11 protein-coding genes and 1 pseudogene are annotated in these 19,508 nt (G+C 75.2%); 1 reads left to right on the forward strand and 11 read right to left on the reverse strand.

The annotated features are described in order from the left end of the window. Nucleotides 1–16: 16 nt before the first annotated feature. Entirely contained in the window at nt 17–1,357 is a 1,341-nt protein-coding gene (locus AB4039_RS01825; RefSeq protein WP_442269822.1) for a diacylglycerol/lipid kinase family protein, read from the reverse strand. 188 nt (nt 1,358–1,545) lie between these two features. Beyond that, on the reverse strand, nt 1,546–3,552 hold the full coding sequence (gene recQ / locus AB4039_RS01830) for a DNA helicase RecQ (RefSeq protein ID WP_442269823.1): 2,007 nt from the start codon (nt 3,550–3,552) through the stop codon (nt 1,546–1,548). A 204-nt stretch (nt 3,553–3,756) separates the two neighbouring features. Here recQ and AB4039_RS01835 point away from each other — a divergent pair, with 204 nt between their 5' ends. Then, nucleotides 3,757–4,512, forward strand: a complete 756-nt coding sequence (locus AB4039_RS01835) for a DUF4118 domain-containing protein (RefSeq protein WP_442269824.1) — start codon at nt 3,757–3,759, stop codon at nt 4,510–4,512. Here the strand turns inward: AB4039_RS01835 and AB4039_RS01840 are convergent. The 9 genes and pseudogenes from AB4039_RS01840 to AB4039_RS01880 form a co-directional block, all read right to left on the reverse strand. After that, nucleotides 4,503–4,658 (reverse strand): DUF6131 family protein, encoded by a 156-nt coding sequence (locus AB4039_RS01840; protein ID WP_266837359.1) that lies wholly within the window; start codon nt 4,656–4,658, stop codon nt 4,503–4,505. The genes AB4039_RS01835 and AB4039_RS01840 overlap by 10 nt on opposite strands. A 111-nt stretch (nt 4,659–4,769) precedes the next feature. Continuing rightward, nucleotides 4,770–7,472 (reverse strand): SpoIIE family protein phosphatase, encoded by a 2,703-nt coding sequence (locus AB4039_RS01845; protein ID WP_442269825.1) that lies wholly within the window; start codon nt 7,470–7,472, stop codon nt 4,770–4,772. Between the two features lie 142 nt (nt 7,473–7,614). Further along, nucleotides 7,615–9,411, reverse strand: a complete 1,797-nt coding sequence (locus AB4039_RS01850) for a VanW family protein (protein ID WP_266837363.1) — start codon at nt 9,409–9,411, stop codon at nt 7,615–7,617. A 198-nt stretch (nt 9,412–9,609) separates the two neighbouring features. Then, nucleotides 9,610–11,055: a glyceraldehyde-3-phosphate dehydrogenase gene (locus tag AB4039_RS01855; protein WP_266837365.1), complete on the reverse strand. Its 1,446-nt coding sequence runs from the start codon at nt 11,053–11,055 to the stop codon at nt 9,610–9,612. A gap of 118 nt (nt 11,056–11,173) precedes the next feature. Next, complete coding sequence (locus AB4039_RS01860; protein ID WP_266837367.1) at nt 11,174–12,874, reverse strand: thiopeptide-type bacteriocin biosynthesis protein; 1,701 nt, start codon at nt 12,872–12,874, stop codon at nt 11,174–11,176. A 15-nt stretch (nt 12,875–12,889) separates the two neighbouring features. Then, nucleotides 12,890–14,773 (reverse strand): TOMM precursor leader peptide-binding protein, encoded by a 1,884-nt coding sequence (locus AB4039_RS01865; RefSeq protein WP_442269826.1) that lies wholly within the window; start codon nt 14,771–14,773, stop codon nt 12,890–12,892. Beyond that, entirely contained in the window at nt 14,770–16,572 is a 1,803-nt protein-coding gene (locus tag AB4039_RS01870; RefSeq protein WP_442269827.1) for a hypothetical protein, read from the reverse strand. Before AB4039_RS01870 ends, AB4039_RS01865 begins: the two co-directional genes overlap by 4 nt. Further along, nucleotides 16,569–17,780: a lantibiotic dehydratase C-terminal domain-containing protein gene (locus AB4039_RS01875; protein ID WP_442269828.1), complete on the reverse strand. Its 1,212-nt coding sequence runs from the start codon at nt 17,778–17,780 to the stop codon at nt 16,569–16,571. The genes AB4039_RS01870 and AB4039_RS01875 overlap by 4 nt, the downstream gene beginning before the upstream one ends. A 32-nt stretch (nt 17,781–17,812) precedes the next feature. Further along, nucleotides 17,813–19,508: pseudogene (locus AB4039_RS01880) on the reverse strand (lantibiotic dehydratase); the annotation flags it as partial.

Genomic DNA, 19,508 nt, shown 5'->3' on the forward strand with positions numbered 1-19,508 from the left:
CCGCTCCCCGGGTGGATCAGGCGCCGTCCCGTCCCACCGCGGCGCGCCCCATCGTCAGGGCCAGCCGCCGCACCCGCCGCCAGTCCATCGGCGGTGCGGCGCGCGGCACGCCGGGCCGGTTGCGGGGCACCCGCACGCGCAGGGCGCCGGGTTCGATGCGACAGCGCACGGGGGTGGGCAGCGAGAGGGCCTCGCCGTCGACGCCGACCGCGACGACGGGAGCGTCGGCGTCCACGACCACCTCGCGGGCGGTGGCCTCGGTCAGCCCGCGGCTCTGGCCGCCGCGCAGCAGGAGTTCCGTGGCCTCGGCGGTGTTGTCGACGCCCACGCACAACACGCCGAGCTCGCCGGAGTCCAGCCGCTCCCGACGTCCCAGACCCGCCGGGTCGCCCCTCTCGTAGGGGTTGTTGCTCACCAGTACGGCCTGGGGTGCCTGCGTGGTCAGCGGACCGGCACGGACGCTCAGCCGGGCACCGCTCTGGTGGGTCAGCAGGTCGGGCAGCATCTCCAGGATGGTGCGGGCCTTGTCGTCGCGGTAGGCGGGACTCTGGACGACTTCCGCGTACACGCCGAACGAGGCGTTGTTGATGAAGACGCGCCCCGGACTCCCGTCCACGGGCTCTCCGGCGTGGAGGCGTCCGAGGTCGATGCGCAGTTCCACTGCGTCGGTCAGGGCCTCCAGGCAGGTGGACGGGTCCTGCCGGTCCAGGCCCAGGTCCATCGCGAAGTGGTTGCGGGTGCCGGCGCTGATCACCACGAAGGGGAGGTCGTGCTCCGCGGCCACGGCGGCGACCAGGGCCTGCGTACCGTCGCCGCCCGCGACGCCGAGGAGGTCGGCCCCGCCCGCGACGGCCCGCCGGGCGAGCTCGGCCACGTCCTCGTACCGGTCCGGATCCAGGACGACGACCTCGGCGCCCAGGGCCCTGGCCCGCTCCGCGAGGCGGAACTTCTCGACCTTCCCGCCGCCCGAGCGCGGATTCATGATGAGGAACGGGCGCCCGGCCGGGCCGACGGACCGCTCCGGCATGCCCGGCGGGGAGTCCTCGGTGAGCGCGGTCCGGCCGGCGAGGAGGGCCAGCGCCCACAGGCCGAGCGAGACCGGCACGACCCACAGCAGTCCGGCGGAGGCGTACAGGACCAGGACGGTGAGCGGCGCGGCGACCATGAGCACCAAGGCCAGTGCCCTGATCCAGCCGGTGTGGGTGAGCATCCACCAGGCTCCGGCGGCGGTCAGCACCAGACCCGCCCACGCGGCCCCCATGAGCAGGAGGCTCGCGAACCCGGCGAAGACGACCAGCACCGCGACGGCGGCCACGCCCGCCGCCAGGGCCAGACGGGCCGCCCAGCGCCTGTTCATGGGGCTACCTCCCACCGCTCCGCCGCGCACCGCCCGGATACCCGGCCGGTGCGACCCGGGCGGGCCGGTATCCCGCGGACGCGGACGTCAGCGGGATCCACTTCAGCGTACGGGCGGCCACCGTGCGCGGCACGTCCGTGGCGGGGCGGCGGGCGGTCGCGCCGGGCCCCGACGAGGTCGGCCGGCCCCTACTGCCAGTCCTCGTCCCAGGGCGGGTCCATCTCGTCCAGGTCGAAGGGCGGCTCGTCGGCCTCGGGTGCCGACGACCGCGGCGCCGGTGCGGGCGCGGGTGCCGGGTCGGCCGGGGCCGCGGCGGGGGCTGTGGTTGTGGCTGTGCCAGCGCCGGCGCATTCCGCGAGGGTGGCGAGGACCCCCTCCGCGTACTTGGTGAGCTTGGCCTCGCCGACTCCGCCGACGGTGCCCAGTTCCTCCAGGGTGGTGGGCAGCCGCGTCGCGATCTCGCGCAGGGTCGCGTCGTGGAAGACCACGTACGCCGGTACGCCCTGCTCGCGCGCCGTCGCGGCCCGCCAGGTCCGCAGGGCCAGGAACACCGGTTCGGCCTCGGCGGGCAGGTCGACCGGTACGCGGGCGCCCTTCCCGGAGCGCGCGCCGGACTCCTTGCGGGAAGGGGCTGCGGCCGCCTTCTCCTTCCGCAGCGGGACGCTGCGTCGGCCGCCCAGGACCTCCCCGCTCTCGTCCGTGAGGACCAGCGTGCCGTAGTCGCCCTCGACGGCCAGCAGGCGCTGCGCCAGGAGCTGGCGGACCACGCCGCGCCACTCGGCGGTGCTCAGGTCGGCCCCGATGCCGAACACCGACAGCCCGTCGTGGTCGAACTGGATGACCTTGGCCGTCTTCTTGCCCTGGAGGATGTCGATGATCTGCCCGGCGCCGAACTTCTGGCGCCGTTCCTTCGCCAGCCGCCACACCGTGGACAGCAGTTTCTGCGCCGCGACCGTCCCGTCCCAGGACTCTGCGGGCGTCAGGCAGGTGTCGCAGTTGCCGCAGGGCTCGCCCGGCTGCCCGAAGTACTCCAGCAGCCGCACGCGCCGGCAGTCGGCCGTCTCGCACAGGGCGAGCATGGCGTCCAGGTGCATGCCGAGCGAACGGCGGTGCGCCTCGTCGCCCTCGGAGCCCTCGATCAGCTTGCGCTGCTGGACCACGTCCTGGAGGCCGTACGCCAGCCACGCCGTGGCCGGTTCCCCGTCACGGCCGGCGCGGCCGGTCTCCTGGTAGTAGCCCTCGACGGACTTCGGCAGGTCGAGGTGGGCCACGAAGCGCACGTCGGGCTTGTCGATGCCCATGCCGAAGGCGATCGTCGCCACGACCACGATCCCGTCCTCCCGCAGGAAGCGCGCCTGGTTCGCGGCGCGCGCCCGGGAGTCCATGCCCGCGTGGTAGGCGACGGCCTCGACGCCCTGCTCCACCAGGAAGGCCGCCGTCTTCTCCACCGACGCCCGGGAGAGGCAGTAGACGACTCCCGCGTCCCCCTCGTGCTCCGTCCTGATCAGGTCCAGCAGCTGCTTGAGCGGGTTGTTCTTCGGGGCGATGCGGTACTGGATGTTCGGCCGGTCGAAGCTGGCGACGAAGTGCCGGGCCTCGTCCAGGCCGAGGCGGGCCACGATCTCGGCGTGGGTGGCCCGGGTGGCCGTCGCGGTGAGCGCGATCCGGGGCACCTTCGGCCACCGCTCGTGCAGCATCGACAGCGCAAGGTAGTCGGGCCGGAAGTCGTGCCCCCACTGGGCGACGCAGTGGGCCTCGTCGATCGCGAAGAGGGAGACCCTGCCCCGGTCCAGGAGCCGCTGGGTGCCCTCGGTGCGCAGCCGCTCGGGAGCCAGGTACAGCAGGTCCAGCTCGTCGGCGAGGAAGGCCTGCTCGACGGCCTGCCGCTCGTAGGGGTCCTGCGTCGAGTTGAGGAATCCGGCCCGTACCCCGAGTGCGGTGAGCGCGTTCACCTGGTCCTGCATCAGGGCGATGAGCGGCGAGATCACGACGCCCGTGCCTTCTCTGACGAGCGCCGGGATCTGGTAGCAGAGCGACTTGCCGCCGCCRGTCGGCATCAGCACGAGTGCGTCACCGCCGCCGACGACCTGCTCGATGATCTCCTGCTGCTCACCGCGGAAGGAGCCGTATCCGAAGACGCGGTGCAGCACCTCCAGTGCAGGGGAGGTCTCGGGGGAAGCGTCCGTAAGGGCCATCCACGAAGCCTATCGGCAGCCGCCGACACCCCGGCCCCACCGGCGGGAGCCTGTGGACAACCGGGGGCCGGGGCTCTTGGCGCGTTCCTTACGGCCGCGCCGCCCGTCTTCACGCGCCCTTGACGGCGGTGCGGGTGGCCCGCCGCGCCGCGGAGGGCAGGATGGAAGGGGGGACGGGGAGGGCGGGCGAACAGGAGGCACGACATGTCCCGGTACCGACTCCGCGACCCCGCCGCCCTGCTCGCGGCGCTCGTGGTCCCCTTCCTCGCCGCGCTGGCGCTCACGCCGTTCCGCAGCGACCTGTCGGCGACGAACGCGGCTCTGGTGCTCGTCGTCGCGGTGGTCGCGGTCGCCGCCGCCGGGACGCGGGCGGCGGGGGCGGTGGCCGCCCTCTCGGCGGCCGCCTGGTTCGACTTCTTCCTCACCGCGCCCTACGGGCGGTTCGTCATCACGGGCCACGGCGACGTCGTGACGGCGGCGCTGCTGCTGGCCGTCGGCCTGATCGTCTCGCAGCTTGCGGTGCGCGGGCGCCGGCTGCGCTCGGCCGTGGCGACGGACGCCGCACAGCTGTCCAGCCTGCGGAGGTCCGCCCGCCTGGCCGAGTTCGGTGGTTTCCCGGACACGGCGGTCGAGTACGTGGGCCGGGAGCTGACCGGCCTGCTGGGGCTGCGCGGCTGCCGCTTCGAGTACGGGACCCTGATGGGGCACCTGCCGCGGCTGGAACACGACGGCGGCGTCTGGTGGCGCCGCGGGAACCGGGTGACGGAGTACGCGCAGTGGCCGGACGGCGAGACCGAGCTGCGGGTGGTCGGCGGCGGCCACTACTACGGGCGCTTCCTCCTCGACCCGCCGCCGGGCCGCCGGCTGCCTGCGGAACAGGACCGCCTGGTGGCGGTCGCGCTGGCCGCGCAGGCCGGGGCGGCCCTGGACACGGCGGGTCTCTCGGCAGGTCACCAGTAGTGGCGCCGACCGCCGACGGCGTGTCCGACCGAACCCAGGATCCACAGCACCGCACCCACCACGAGCAGGATGATCCCCAGGGTCCACAGGATGGAGATGCCGGTCAGGAAGCCGATGATCAGGAGAATCAATCCGATGACGATCATGGTGTCCCTCGTCTTCCGGTAGGGAGGCGGCGCACTGCGCGATCCGCCGGGGTGTGACTCCCGGCGTCTACCCATCGATTGCGATCCCACCGGTTTCGGACCCGTCCGGTTTCAGAGCGGTTCGACGTCCAGGAAGGCGGCGAGCGCGGATTCCGCGGTGTCGGGCGGGTTTGCAGGGGCGCCGGGGAGGGACTGTTCCGCCCAGATGACCTTGCCCTCCGGGGTGTAGCGGGTCCCCCAGTGCTCGCTGAGCTGGGCCACGAGGAAGAGTCCTCGTCCGCCCTCGTCGGTGGTGGCGGCGTAGCGCAGGTGCGGGGCGGTGCTGCTGCCGTCCCACACCTCGCAGGTCAGGGCGTGGTCGTACAGGAGCCGGACGCGCACCGGCCCGGAGCCGTGCCGCAGGGCGTTGGTGATCAGCTCGCTGAGGATCAGTTCCGTGGCGAAGCCCAGCTCGGACAGGCCCCACGCGTCGAGCTGGCGGGCGGCGGCGTTGCGTACGGTGCCGACCTCGCTCGGTTCCAGCGGCACCTCCCACTGGGCGACGCGGTCGGCTCCGAGGGTGCGCGTGCGCGCGATGAGCAGGGCCACGTCGTCGGTCGGGCGGGCCGGCAGCAGCCGGTCGAGGACGGCCCGGCAGCTCTCCTGCGGGTCCCGGTCCGGATGGCTGAGGGCGGCGCGCAGCAGCTCCAGCCCCTCGCCGATGTCCCTGGTCCGCTCCTCGACGAGCCCGTCGGTGTACAGGACCAGCTGGCTGCCCTCCGCGAGGTGCAGCTCGGCGGTCTCGAAGGGCATCCCGCCCAGGCCGAGCGGGGGCCCGGCCGGCAGCTCCACGAACTCGGTCCGGCCGTCGGGGGCGACCAGGAGGGGCGGCAGGTGCCCGGCCCGCGCCACCGTGCACAGCCGGGAGACCGGGTCGTAGACGGCGTACAGGCAGGTCGCGCCGAGTACGCCGCCGCCCGGGTCGGCGGCGTCGTCCGCGTCGTGGTCGATGCGCTGCACGAGGTCGTCCAGGCGGGCGAGGATCTCCTCGGGCGGCAGGTCGAGGGAGGAGAAGTTGTGGACCGCCGTGCGCAGGCGGCCCATGGTGGCCGCGGCGTGCAGGCCGTGGCCGACGACGTCCCCGACGACGAGGGCGACCCGGCTGCCGGACAGCGGGATCACGTCGAACCAGTCCCCGCCCACCCCCGACTGCGCCGGCAGGTAGAAGTGCGCCACGTCGACGGCGCTCTGCTCGGGCAGGGCGCGGGGCAGCAGGCTGGTCTGGAGGGTCACGGCGAGGGCGTGTTCGCGGGTGTAGCGGCGGGCGTTGTCCATGCTGACGGCCGCGCGGGCGACGAGTTCCTCGGCCAGGGACAGCTCGTCCTCGTCGAAGGGCTCGGGCTTCTGGGAGCGCCAGAAGTTGACCACTCCCAGGACGACGCCCCGGGCGGTGAGGGGGGCCGCGATCAGCGAGTGGATCCCGAAGTCGACGATGGCCTGGGCGCGGGGCGGGTCCTGGGCGTGCCAGCCGGGCGCGTCGGAGAGGTCCGGCACGAGCTCCGCCTCGCCGGTGCCGTAGCCGCGCGCCTGGGGGGTGGAGGGCAGGAAGTCGATCAGCCGGCCGCAGGGGTAGAGGGGGTGGTCGGAGCGGATGCCGCTGACCGCCGTGCGCCGCATGTCGGCCCCCGGGCCGGGTTCCTCCCCGTCGAGCACGGAGTCGGCGAGGTCGACCGTGACGTAGTCCGCGAACCGGGGGACGGCGACGGCGGCGAGTTCCTCGGCCGTGCGGACCACGTCGAGGGTGGTGCCGATGTCGACGCCCGCGTCGTAGAGCAGCTTGAGGCGCCTGCGGGCGGTCTCGGCCCGGCTGGTGAGGATCCGCATCTCGGTGGAGTCGCGGATGGTGACCGCGCTGCCCTCGGCCCGGCCGCGGGTGTGGGTGGGGCGCTGGTTGACGACGAGCAGCCGGTCCCCCGCCTCCAGTACCTCGTCGGTGGCCACGCGGCCGGACAGCAGCAGGTCGGACATCCGGCGGTCCAGACCCGGGACGTCGCCGATGTAGCGTCCCTCGGCACCCTCGGGCAGCCCCAGGAGCCGTTTGGCCTCGTCGTTGGCCAACAGCAGCCGCCCGTCACCGTCGGTGATGACGACACCCTCGCGGACGGCGTGGAGCACCGCGTCGTGGTGTTCGTACATCCGGGTCATCTCGTGCGTGCCGAGGCCGTGGGTCTGGCGGCGCAGCCGTCTGCTGATCAGGGCCGTACCGCCGGTGGCCAGGGCCAGGCCGGTCGCGATGGCGAGGAGGATGACGGGGAGCTGGCGGTCGACGACCCCGCTCACGTTCTTGACGGTCAGGCCCGCCGACACCAGGCCCACGACCTTGCCGTCGGCGGCCTTGACCGGGACCACCGCCTGGATCTCCCGGCCGAGCGGGCCGTTGACGCTCTCGGTGTAGGTGTGCCCGGCGAGGGAGGGCGCGATGGTGCCGACGAAACGTTTGCCGATGCGGTCCGGCTTGGGGTGGGAGTAGCGGATGCCGTTGGTGTCCATCACCACGATGAAGTCGACGCCGGCGTCCTTGCGCGTCGACTCCGCGAGGGGCTGCAGGATCGTGGCCGGGTGGGGGGTCTTCAGGGCCCCCTGGAGCCCGAGGGAGTGGGCAAAGGTTTCCGCGACGGCCACCGAGCGGTTGCGCGCTTCCCGGTCGACGTCGTGGCGCGACTGCAGCAGCAGGGCGATGAGCGCTCCGGTCGCGAGCAACACCACGATCGCCACCTGAAGGACGAATACCTGTCCGGCGACGCTCCGGAAGCGCTTGCCTACGGGTGACCGCACCGACGTGCCCGGCGCGGGTGGCGGCGAGGAAGGGTCACGAACCCAGTTGTAGCACTTCCGGATGGCCACGGCCCCCGACGGACGCGAAATGCGTCCCGCCGGTCACGCGCCGTGTCGCGGCGCGTGCGGGCGGGCAGGGCCGCTACCGCCGGGCGGAGGCGGCGTCGAGGGCCGGGGCGGTCGGCGCCTGCGAGGTCTGCGGGGCCGGGGTGGCCGGGGTGGTCTGCGGGTCGCAGGTGACCTCGTCGCGCGGGGTGTAGTGGGTCGTGAAGTCCTCGTGCCGGACCGTGCGGCCGCCCTGGACGAAGTCGCGTCCGACCTGGACGTCGAAGCCCTCCAGGGGGGTCTGGACCTCGCAGGCCGGCCCGCTGCCCGTGATCTTGGTGGGCGGGGTGACCTGGGTGCGCGGCCCCTTGGTCGCCTTGATCTCGTCGTACTTCTTCGTGCCGAGCAGGGTGATGGTCAGCGAGGTGTCGGTGGAGTGGGCCTGCACGTAGAGGGCGTGCCCGGTGTCGTTGACCCAGCGCAGGTCGAGGGTGCCCCAGGCGACGGTGGCCTCGCGGCCCTCGGGGTAGCGCTCGATGTAGAACGAGTGCGCGCCGTGTTCGACGAGCTTGACGCCGCCGAAGAAGGCGGCGTTGTACATGGTGGTGGCGACGGCGGAGACCCCGCCGCCGGGCGATTTCACGAACCGGCCGTCGTTGATCATGATGCCGTCGACGAAGCCGTTCTCCTTCGTGCGCTCGCCGACGGTCCGGTTGAAGCTCCACTCCTCGCCCGGGAGGACGACGGAGCCGTTGATGAGCTCCACGGCGCGGCCGATGTTGGTGGTGCGGTAGGGGGCGGCGGGGAACTGGACGGTGAAGGAGGAGACCTTCTCCTTGATCCCGAGCCGCCGGGCCTCGGCGCTCGTGAGGTCGGGCTGGACCTCCTCGGTGGCGACCTCCCCGCTGCGGCCCGCGCCCTCGGCGGTCAGCAGGGGCAGTACGGCGCGTCCGAGGGCCGCCTGGGTGACCTGGTGGCCCGGGCGGCCGTCGGCGTCCACGGCCACGCGGCCGGCGGCGTCCAGGCCGAGCACGGCGTCGCGCGGGGCCTGTACGGCCCGCTCCACGGGCCGGGCCACGGCCGGGTCGGCGAGCAGGCCCTTGGAGTCGAGGGCCGGTACGAGGCGGCCCCGGGTGTCCGGGTTCATCGTGAGGTGCTCGCCGAGGACGGCGGGGGTGATGGGTATCCGCTTCCCGGCGACGGAGACCGTCACCGGCCCGGACATCGCGGGCCGCGCGAAGGCCTCCAGGGCCCGGTCCGTCTCCTCGGCCCCGACGTGCGGCTCGCGGCGCTCGACCGGCATCACGACGGGGTCGGTGGAGCCGGCGAGGTAGGCCGCGCGGAGGGTGTCGAGGGCCCGGTCCTCGATCAGGTCGATGCCCGGCCGCGCGGGGACGGCCTTGACCGCGCCCTTGTCGAAGGTGATCGACCCGTCGCGGACCTGCTGGCGGGTGCTCTCGTCCAGTCGTCCGAGGGCGGCCCGGGCGGTGGGCTCGTCGACCCGGATCACGGGCTCGATGTCGCGGTCGCCCGAGGTGAAGAGCCTGCCGATGACGGCGACCGGGTCGTGGCCGGTGCGGGCGGCGTGGTCGACGGTCGCCCCGGTGTTGAGGGAGAGGCCCAGCGCGGCCGGGTCGGCCTTCTCCACGCGGTCGCCGATCTTCATGGCCACGGGTGCCGCCGCGCCGGGTCCGAGCGCACGGTCGAGCGCCTGGCGGGCCTCGGCGCGGCTCATGCCGCCGATGTCCACGCCCCGCACCCGGGTCCCCTGGTCGATGTCGCCGCCGGTCACGAGTCCGGTGACGTAGAGGCCGCCCAATCCGAGTACGGCGGCTCCGCCCACCAGCGGCAGAGCGATCCGCCAGTTGCCCGTCCTGTTGCCCGCGCGTGCCATGTCACTCCCTGGGGCGCCGACCGGCAGGCGGTCGGCGCTGGGCCGCGGCAGCGGCCCGTAGATGACGATTCCGAACCCTCATGATTGACCGAAATGGGTGATTTCTGGACAACATGTAACGGTTCTCACGCATACGAAAGGGCGCCCGCCCGAGCGGGAAGCTCGGGCGGGCGCCTTTTTCGTGCGGGGCGGATCCGATCAGACGACCGGGACCGGGTAGGTCGGGTACTCGACGCCCGAGACGTGCTGGACGACCCGGATGACCTGGCAGGAGTAGCCGAACTCGTTGTCGTACCAGAGGTAGAGGATGGCGTTGTCGCCGTCGACCTTGGTGGCACCGGCGTCGACGATCGAGGAGTGGCGCGAGCCGACGAAGTCCATGGAGACGGCGTCGGGGGCCGTGGTGAAGTCGATCTGGCGCTTGAGCGGCGAGTGCAGCGAGACCTCGCGGAGGTAGTCGAGGACCTCCTCGCGGGTGGTCTCGCGGCCCAGGCGCAGGCTGAGGATGGCGATCGAGACGTCCGGGACGGGGACGCGGATCGAGCTGCCGGTGATCGGCGCCTTGAGGTCCGGCAGCGCCTTGGCGACGGCCGAGGCGGCACCGGTCTCGGTGATGACCATGTTCAGCGGCGCGGAGCGGCCACGGCGGTCGGCCTTGTGGTAGTTGTCCAGCAGGTTCTGGTCGTTGGTGAACGAGTGGACGGTCTCCACGTGGCCGCGCAGCACGCCGTACTCGTCGTCCATGGCCTTCAGCGGCGGAACGATCGCGTTGGTGGTGCAGGAGGCGCAGGACAGGATCTGCTCGTCCGGCTTGATGGTGTCGTGGTTGACGCCGTGGACGATGTTCGGGACGTCGCCCTTGCCCGGAGCGGTCAGGACGACCTTGTCGATACCGGGGCGCAGGTGCTTGGAGAGCCCCTCGCGGTCGCGCCACTTGCCGGTGTTGTCGATGAGGATGGCGTCCTTGATGCCGTACGCCGTGTAGTCGACCTCGGACGGGTCGTTGGCGTAGATCACCTTGATGGTGTTGCCGTTGGCGACGATCGTGCTCGTCGCCTCGTCCACGGTGATGGTGCCCTGGAACTGGCCGTGGATGGAGTCGCGGCGCAGCAGCGAGGCGCGCTTGACGAGGTCCGCCTCGCCACCGCCGCGCACGACGATGGCGCGCAGGCGCAGGCCGTTGCCGGAGCCGGCCTTCTCGATCAGCAGGCGGGCGACGAGGCGGCCGATGCGGCCGAAGCCGTAGAGGACGACGTCGCGGCCGGCGCCGCGCTCGATCTTGTTCTCACCGGTGGCACCGGCGACGGCCTCGGCGGTGAAGGCCTCGACCGACAGGCCGCGGTCGTCGGCCTTGTACTCCGAGGCGAGCATGCCGATGTCGATCTGGGAGGGGCCCAGGTCCAGCGTGGTGAGCGCCAGGAGGAACGGCAGCGTCTCGGTGACCGACAGCTCCCCACCGGCGATCTGCCGGGCGAAGCGGTGGGTCTTGAGGATGCTGACCACCGACTTGTTCACCAGGGAGCGGCTGTGCAGCAGGATCGTCACGTCCCGCTCGCGGTGCAGCTTCCCGATGATCGGGATCATCGACTCCGCGATCTCTTCGCGGTTCTTCCAGTTGGTGAACGAGTCCTCGTTGACAGTCACAGATCCATCTTTCGAGCTAGGCAGCGCTCATATGCTAACCCCTAGGAAATTTGATCATTTCTGCGGTCCCGTCCCTGCGCCTGTTGACCGGATCTGATCCGTTTTGGCCGAACGCCGTTCACCCGACGGTCCGCGGCGCCGGACGGCCCAGGGGCAGCAGGTACTGCAGGGGCTGGTCCAGGTCGTCCAGGCCGAGGAGTTCGTGGGCCAGGTCGTCGTGGAAACCGCCCAGCGTGGTGCCGCCCAGCCCCAGGGCCGAGGCCGTCAGGAGCAGGGTCTGGGCCAGATGGCCGGTCTCCAGCAGGGCCAGGCGCAGGGCGCGCAGCCCGTAGCGCCGCCGCAGCACGCCGAGGTCCGCGTAGAGGCCGAGGACCACGGGCACCTCGTCGACGCCGATCCAGTCCGGATCCGCCGCGGGGCGGGAGGTGTACGTCGACAGCGGCTTGAGCTCGTCCGCCGTCGGCGCGGGCCCGATCCGGCGCAGGGTCCGGCGTTCCGGCACGCACGCGTACGTGCCGGGTTCGACCCCCGCCACGTCCAGCACCAGCAGCCGCACCCCGGCCGTGTACAGGGCTCCCGCGCTCGGGTACGGCCGGTGGACGAAGGCGCGCTGCGTGCCGTCCGCGAGGGGCTGCACGCTGCGGCTGCTCTCGGCCAGGGCGTGCCAGAGCAGGGAGCCCAGGGTGGGGGCGTCCAGCGGCCCCGTGAGGCGCCCGCGCCGGGAGGCCCGGTCGGCCAGTACGGAACGCAGCGAGACCTCCGGCAGGGGGGCCGGGGGCAGGGCCGTCTCGTGCGGGGACACCGGCGGGGGCGCCGGGGCGGGGGCCTGCCGCAGCGCGGCGTCCTCGTTGCGGCCGATGTGGACCTTGCTGCGCTCCAGGTACTGCAGGTCGGCGGCGGTGTGGCCGGCCGGGAAGTAGTCGGGCTCCCCGTCCGTCTCCAGCAGGGTCCGCCCGGCCAGCCGGCACACGGCCCGCTCCTCGTCGGGGGTGACCCCGAGCCGGTTGAACAGCATGTGGAGCTGCGAGCCCCAGACCCAGGCCGCGGTCTCCTCGGAGAGGCCCGCCCCGGCCCCCCGCGCACCCTCGGCGGCGCGCAGCCGGGCGTCGGCCTCGCGGACCCGCTCCGTCCAGCGGGTGAGCCAGGGCGCGGCCGTACCGGCGCCGAGCCGCTCCCGCAGGACTTCGGCGCGCCGGGCCAGGCCGGTGCGCCGGGCGGCGTGCACGGCGTTGACCCGGGCGTGCACGGAGGCGCCGGGCAGCAGCGGCGTCTGCGTGACCCAGCGCCAGCCCGCGGCGTGCCGGCGCAGCCAGCGCGCCGCCGTGCGTCGGTCCATGCCGAGCGCGTACGCCGTCGCGTGCGCCAGGTCCGCCGCAACGGTCAGCCGGGCCGCGTCCGTGCCCTCGCCGGGGAGGTCCCGCAGGGCGTCCAGCACGGTCCGGGTGGAGTCCGCGAAGACCTCCTCGGCGACCGGCAGCGCGCGCGGCCCGCCGTAGCGGTCGGTCTCGGGCACGTACGGCACGGCACGGACCTCCCCGTGGCGGGACGGCCACGGGCCGGGCACCGCGGGCACCTCCCGGGCCGCGCCGGCCAGGTCCCGCGGGAGCGCCGCGGCGGCCCGCCCGCTCAGGCCGCGCACCCGGATCCGTACGTGGGGGCCGTCCTCCCCGTACCGGATGAAGAACCACCGGGCGGCCTCCCCCGAGGCGACGAGGCCGTCGAGGAGCGGGGCCGCGGACCGGACCAGGAAGGCATCGGTGTCGGACGTCCCGGAGTGCAGGAAGAGGTGGTGGCTGTGCCAGGTGTCGGTGGTGGTCACGGCGGTCCTCGGGTGTCAGGGGAAGGGGTGGGGATGGACCGCGAGGTCCTCGTGGCGCAGCGGGCGCGGGGTGCGGCCCAGCCGGTACGGCACCTCCAGCAGCCGGGGCAGGCCCCGGGTGCGGCGGTTGACGTGCCCGAAGGTCATCGGCAGCGAGCCGGGGACGACGACCTTCACGCAGTGCAGGCCCAGACCGGCGCGCAGGCCCGGCTCGCTCTGGTCGACCGCGATCACCTCCAGTCCGGCCCGCGCCAGCCGGTCCACGGTGGCGCCGAGCAGCGCGGAGAGGTCACCGACCGGCTCGGGCGCCCCCGGCCAGGCTTCCGCGACGGTCAGGCGGGGCGTGTCGGCGAAGAGGAACTCCAGGCGGGGGGCCGCCTCGGGGAGCGTGTTGAGACCGACGTGGTCGTCGAGGGTGACGACCAGTTCGGGCCGGTCCAGCATGGGCCGCAGCCGCTCCGGATCGCGCGGGCCGCCCGCGGCGGCGGCGCGCTGCGGCGCCTCCAGGACGTTGGTGACGACCTCGGCCACCGCCGACCGGATCGCCGCGCGGGGATCGTGGTGCGCGCCCGCCGCCAGGAACACGCGGGGAGCGTCCGGGTGGGAGCCGGTGTAGCGGCAGACGGCGACGACGGCGGGGATGCCGAAGTCGTTCGTGGCGTCGAGCAGGACGAGGCGGTAGCCGGCGACGGCCGCCCGGTCCGCGAGCAGGAGCGTGTCGAGGTCGTCGGGCGGCGGTTCGACGCGGCGCAGCGGGGTGGCCGCGTACCAGGCCATCAGGAACGCGTCGCGTTCGGCGACTTCGAACAGGCCGTAGAGGGCGGCTTCCTCGGGGCTGTTGCCCAGTCCGCAGCCGTTGGAGGACTCGTACACCACGCGCGGGCCGCGGTCGGCGCCGCCGGGGACGTCCCAGTACGCGACGTGTTCGGGCACGGCCGTGGTCCGCCGCCGGGTGAGCGACCAGCCGTGCACCCAGTCGAGGGCGAGGCCGGGCGTGTACGGGACCGTCGGCGAGGCCGGGTGCCCGTGGTGGGCGGCCTCGGGCAGGCCGAGCCGTCGCGGGTCCACGGCGCGGTCGGGGCCGAGGGCTGCGAAGGGGGCCCGCAGGGCGGTGCGTCGGCCGGTGGGGCGCATCCCCGCGTAGCGCTCGGCGCTCTCGAACAGCGCGATGCGTTCGCTGCCGGGGAAGTCCCGGGCCCTGCCGTAGCCGCCGTCCTCCACGGGCCGGCCGTCCGTCACGAAGGCGCCGGTGAGGGAGAAGGCGGAGTCCTCGGCGCGGAGCAGGCGGCGGACCGGGCCGAAGCGCTCGTCGTACAGGGCCGCCCGCAACCGGTCCGCCTCGGTACGGGGGTTGGGGGCGCGCAGGACGTACGGGTCCGGGAGCGGGCGGGGCGCCGCGGGCAGCGGGGCCGCCGCGGCCGGGGAGTCGGCGGGCAGCGGGTGGCAGACCGTACAGCCGCCCACCGGGCGGACGCGGTGGGTGGACCACGTTCCGCGGCCCTGGTGGAGGAGGTGCACGACGGCGCCGTCCTCCTCCGCTCCGTCCCGCGGGGCGTCCAGCAGCTCCCGCGCGAGGGCCACCGCCGCCTCGGCGAGGGCCGGTGACGGTACGCCGGCCAGCGCGAGTTCCCCGCTCCGCCAGGGGACCCGGCCCCCGGCGGTGGCCAGTCGCTGGTACTCGGCGCAGCACAGGCAGGCGGCCGCGCCGGGGCGCAGCACCGGGCCGACGACGGCGACCGCCCCGTCGAAGCGCACCGGCGCCAGGGCCACGGGGTGGCGCAGGGCGTGCCGGCTCAGTTCCTCGGCGAGGCCCAGGGTCCACCGGGTCAGCAGCACCACGGCCGCTCCGGCGGTGGCCGCGAGGGCGGAGCCGGCGTCGAGCGGCGGCGCGGCGGTCACGGTGCCTCCTCCGGGCGGTTCAGGACGGTGAATCCGAACGCCCGCAGCAGGGTGGCGAGTTCCCCGTCGGGGGCGGGCCGGGGCGGGCCCGTCAGTCGGCCCATGGCCTCCTGGAAGGCGCCCTCGCGCCCGGCCGTGTCGGCGAGCCACCGGCCGGTCCACCCCGGCTCCTCCCACCCGACCGCCGGGGCGCCCTCGACGGCCAGCCCGGCACCGGCCGCACCGGCCGCACCGGCCCCGCCGACCGGGGTTCGGCCCGCCGCCGGGTCGGTGACCGCGGCGGACGACACCGCGGCGGCCGAGACCGCGGCGACGGCGGACAGCGCGGCGCAGGCCGCCGCGTCGCCGGGGGTCGCCTCGACGGCGTCGCCGAGCGGGGTGGATCCGTGCGGGCCGGCCCGGCGGACGACGGCCCGGTACACCTCCTCGCCGGGAGCGATGCGGAACACGTGCAGGCGGGCGGGCACGGAGAGACGGGCCGTCAGGGTGGTCCACCAGTGGCGGGCCTGCGGATGTCCGGACCACTGCTCCGGCGCCACCGGCGTCCGACCCGCTCCCGTCCCGGCACGGCGGGTGACCTCCGCGCGCAGGGCCCGGCCGCGGGCGTGCCCGGGATTGGCACCCACGGTGGATCCCGGCCGGCCCAGGGCCAGTTCGGCCGCCCGGCAGAACACCTCCAGGCGGGCCAGGTCCAACCGCGGCGCGCCGCCGACAAGGGTCGCCCCGGGCGGGTGCTGGGCGGTGCCGGGCGCGGCGCAGGAGGCGAGGGGGACCGGCAGCTGCGGCAGGTCCGCCGGGCCGGGGTCGGGCAGCACCCCGCAGCGCTCGTCGCCGAGGGCCGCCACGCGGCGCAGGGCCTCGCGCAGGGTGGCGGCGGGTGCGAGGGCCGCGCCGGCGGGGCGGGGCCCGGCCCAGGTGCGGTACTCGGCGCGCGGAGGACGGGCGTCCACGAGGAGCACCGCGGGGAGCCCGGGCAGCAGCCGGTCGTCGTCCCCCTCGTCGGCCGGGTCGGGCAGGCCGGCCACCGCGCACAGCAGCCGGTGCGCGGCGGCGCCGCCGAGCAGGGCGGCCGTAGCCCCTCCCCCGCCGGAGGCGTCCCGGCCCGGATCCGTGCCCGCCGAACCCGCGCCGGGAGGGAAGGCGGTGCGCTCCCCGCCAGGAGTGCCCGGAGCCGGGCGGACTGCCAGGCGGGCCTCCAGGGCCGCCGCCATGACGGCCGTGGCGGAGGTGCTGTCCGGGGAGGTGACGTAGCCGGTCGGGGCGGGCAGGGCGGCCGCGAGGGCGTGGGTGACGCCGTCGGGGCCGTGGGCGCGGAGGTGGATCCGGGCCTCGGGCAGGCCGGCGTCGCGGGTGTAGGTGACGGGCAGTCCGCTCTGTTCGAGCGCCCGGCCCGCGGCCCTGGCCAGGGGGGCGTCGACGGCGGCGGCCACCACCTCGGCCCGTGTCACGGCGAGCGCGGCCGCCGCGTCGGCGGGCCGGTCGGCGCTCACGGCGAGCCACGGCCCGACCGGACCCGGATCGCGCGCGGGCGTTGGCGGCCCGGTGACGAGCAGGTCGTGCGCCTCCAGTTGGGCGACGACCGCGGCCACCGCCGTCCGCACCGGGGAGCCCGGCTCCAGGCCGTCGAGGAACGCGTCTAGTCCGCCCGTGCGCAGGGGCCGCTCCAGCGAGCGCCACAGCACGGGCAGCGCGGCGCTGCCCTCCAGGGTGACGCTCCCCCGCCGGCCCCGCAGGTGCAGTCCGTCGCGCAGCGGGGTCACGGCGGTGCCGGGCCGCAGCCGGCGTCCGGCGCCCGTCATGCCCCGCGCTCCACGGCCTCGACGGCCGCGCCGACCTCGGCGCGCCAGTCGCAGCCGGTCAGGGCGGGCACGGCGCGGACGACGAGGTGGGCCGCCAGGTACCGCTCCAGCGGGCGGACGTCGCAGAGGGCGAACAGCCGGTACAGGGCATTGGTGCAGGCCCGGTGTATGAGGTAGTCGGGGCGGTGCCACATCGTGCCCCGCGGGTCGGAGCGGCTCAGCAGTCGGTGGAACTCGCTGTACCGGGTGCGCACGTCGTGGTTCCAGCGCTCCTGCGCCGCCGTGTCGCCGGTGGCGGCGGCCCGGTCCCGGTAGGCGCGCGGGTCGCCGTGCAGGTCGGCGCCGGTGTCGTGGCGGCTCCGGGCCAGCCGCCAGGCTCCGGCCGAGAAGTCCGCCCACTCCCGTTCCCAGCCCTGCGCGCCGCCTTCGGCGAGCCTCCCGACGAGGGCGGTCACGGCCTCGCCGGCCCGCTCCGCGTGCTGCTCGAAGCGGGCCCGTACGCGGCCGTCCGGGTCGTCGTGGACGAAGAAGTCCTCCAGGTGGGAGACGTACGAGTAGTGGGCGCCGGCCAGGCCGCCGGGGTGGGCGGCGGCATGCGCGGCGAGGCCGGTCACCGCGAGCCGGAGCCGGGCACCGGAGCCGTCGCCACCTTCTCCGAGGAAGGCGGCGCCCGCCCGCAGCGCGCCGAGGCCGGCCCGCAGCAGGTCCTCGCGCAGGGCGGCGCCGTCGTCGCCGAGGAGGACGCGCATCGGGGTGCGGTCGACTGCCTCGACACGGACGGTGTTGTCGGGGGCGATGGGCCCGTAGGGCGGGGGGACGAGTTCGGCGCGTCCGGCCTCGGCCGCCAGGCGCAGCAGCTCGGACTCCGTCAGGTCCGTGTGCGAGGGGTGCGCGCGGAGCCAGGCGCGGACGCGCCGGGCGGCGGCCTCCGCGGCGGCCTCCACCCGGGCGGGCGGCCCCTGGATGCGCAGCCGCAGGTGGGGGCCGTGCAGCCAGTGCCGCTCGACGTGGGCCGCCAGGCCGTCGGCGGTGCAGGAGGCGGCCAGCGGCAGCAGCGCCTCGCGCAGCAGGGGTGCCTTGACCGGGTGGTGGTGGAAGGCGACGACGTCGCGCGCACCGCCGTCGTGGCCGTTGTCGTCGTGGCCGTTGTCGTCGCGGCCGTTGTCGTTGTGGCCGTTGTCGTTGTCGCGGTGCGGTGCCGTCGGCACGGGCCCTTCCTCCCCTTCCACTTCGGCGGCCTTCATCGCGGCCGTCCGGACCGGTAGACCTCCAGGACGAGTTCGACGGCGCGGGCCGGGGCGGCCGGGCCTCCGGGGGCGGGCAGCGCCTCCTCCAGGACGGCTCCGTCGCCGTGCCGGGACAGCCACTTGGGCAGGCAGCGCAGGTGCAGTGCGCTGCCGAGGTCCACGAAGTGCGGTTTCGGACGGCTCAGCCGGCTCAGGAAGTCCTCGGCGGGGCGGCCGGTGGGGGCGGTCGCGGCCGGGTGCAGGAAGAGCTGTTCGGGGAGGTCGAGCAGGGCGCGCCAGCGGGCGGCCGCCTGCGCCGGGGCGGCCGCGGCGGCGAGTTCGGCGCGCAGTTCCCGCACGACGCCGGGCGTCAGCTGCCAGCGGCGGCGGCGGAGCACCACGTGGCGGTGGAGCAGGCGGGGGCTGTGGACGACGCGGCCGCCCGGGGCGGGGAGGACGCGGCGGGGCGCGAGGGCCCGGAAGTCGACCACGCCGTGGGGGTGGTCGCAGAGGTGGGGCGCGATGCGGCGGGGCAGCAGGACGGGGGCGAGGAAGCCGGGGTAGAGCACGTCGAGGTGTTCTCCGGTGCTCCGCAGCCGCAGGCGTACCTGGTCGGTGGGCTCGTCGTGGACGAGTTCCAGGTCGCCTTCGGCGATCGAGGCCCGGCGGCGGTCGGGGCCGATCTCGTCCGGGACCAGCAGGGGGTGGAGGTTGGCGTTGAACCCGCCGACGGGCCTGATCTGGGCCGCCCTGGCGCCGAGGGCGAGGCCGCGCCGGATCTGCCGGGCCGTCTCGGCGGTGGCTCGCGGGTCCAGGGCGTCCAGGAACCGGCTGCTGAAGCGGCCCCATCCGCCGTACACGTGGTTCACCGCGAGCAGGCCGCGGTCCGGGTCCCGCTGGAGGAAGTACGCGTAGCTCAGCGGGCGTTCGAGCGCCCAGCCCGGCAGGTGCCCGCCGAGGGCGCGGACCGGGCCGGGCGGCAGGACGACCTCGGCGGCGTCGGCGGGGTCCTGCGCGCGGGCGTCCCGTACGGCGGCCGTGAACCCGGCGCGCAGCGCGGCGAGTTCCTCCGTCCCGGTGGGGAGGGCGGCCCGGTCGGCGGGGTCGAGGTCCGCGAGCCGGCCGGCCGTTTCCCAGGCCTCGGTGACCTCGGCGCCGAACTCCCAGGGGTGGTGGCAGGTGCCGCCGGGGCCGTAGCGGGCCACGAAGCGGTCGCGGACGACGCGGCGCAGGAGGTGTCCCAGGTCGAAGAGTTCGGCCAGGGCGGTGACCTCGGCGAGCGCCGTGTGGTCGGCGGTGTCGAGGAAGCCGTCGAGCGGGAGCGGGAGCGGGGCGACGACGTCCTCGGACAGGACGGTGAGCGGGGCGGAGCCGGCCGGGACGGGACGTCCGGCGTCGGCCAGTTCCGCGGCCCAGCGGCGGGCGAGATCGGCGAGCAGGGTGGGCCGTTCCTCGGCGGGGGCGGCACCGAACGCGTCGGTCAGCCGGCCGATCCCGGCGACCCGCCCGGCCCGCTCGGCGTCTTCGGCCCGCTGCGCGTCCCAGGCGGGCCCGGCCGCGCCGGTGAGTCCGGCCGGGCCTACGGGCTCCGCCGGGCCGTCGGGCCCCGCCTGGCCTATGGGCTCCGCCGGGTCGGGCGCCTCCGCCGGGTCGGGCGCCTCCGCCGGCTCGGGGGGCTCCGCCGGCTCGGAGGGCCCGGCCGGCTCGGAG

It is taken from the genome of Streptomyces sp. M-16 (assembly GCF_052114405.1).
Classification (GTDB): Bacteria; Actinomycetota; Actinomycetes; order Streptomycetales; family Streptomycetaceae; genus Streptomyces.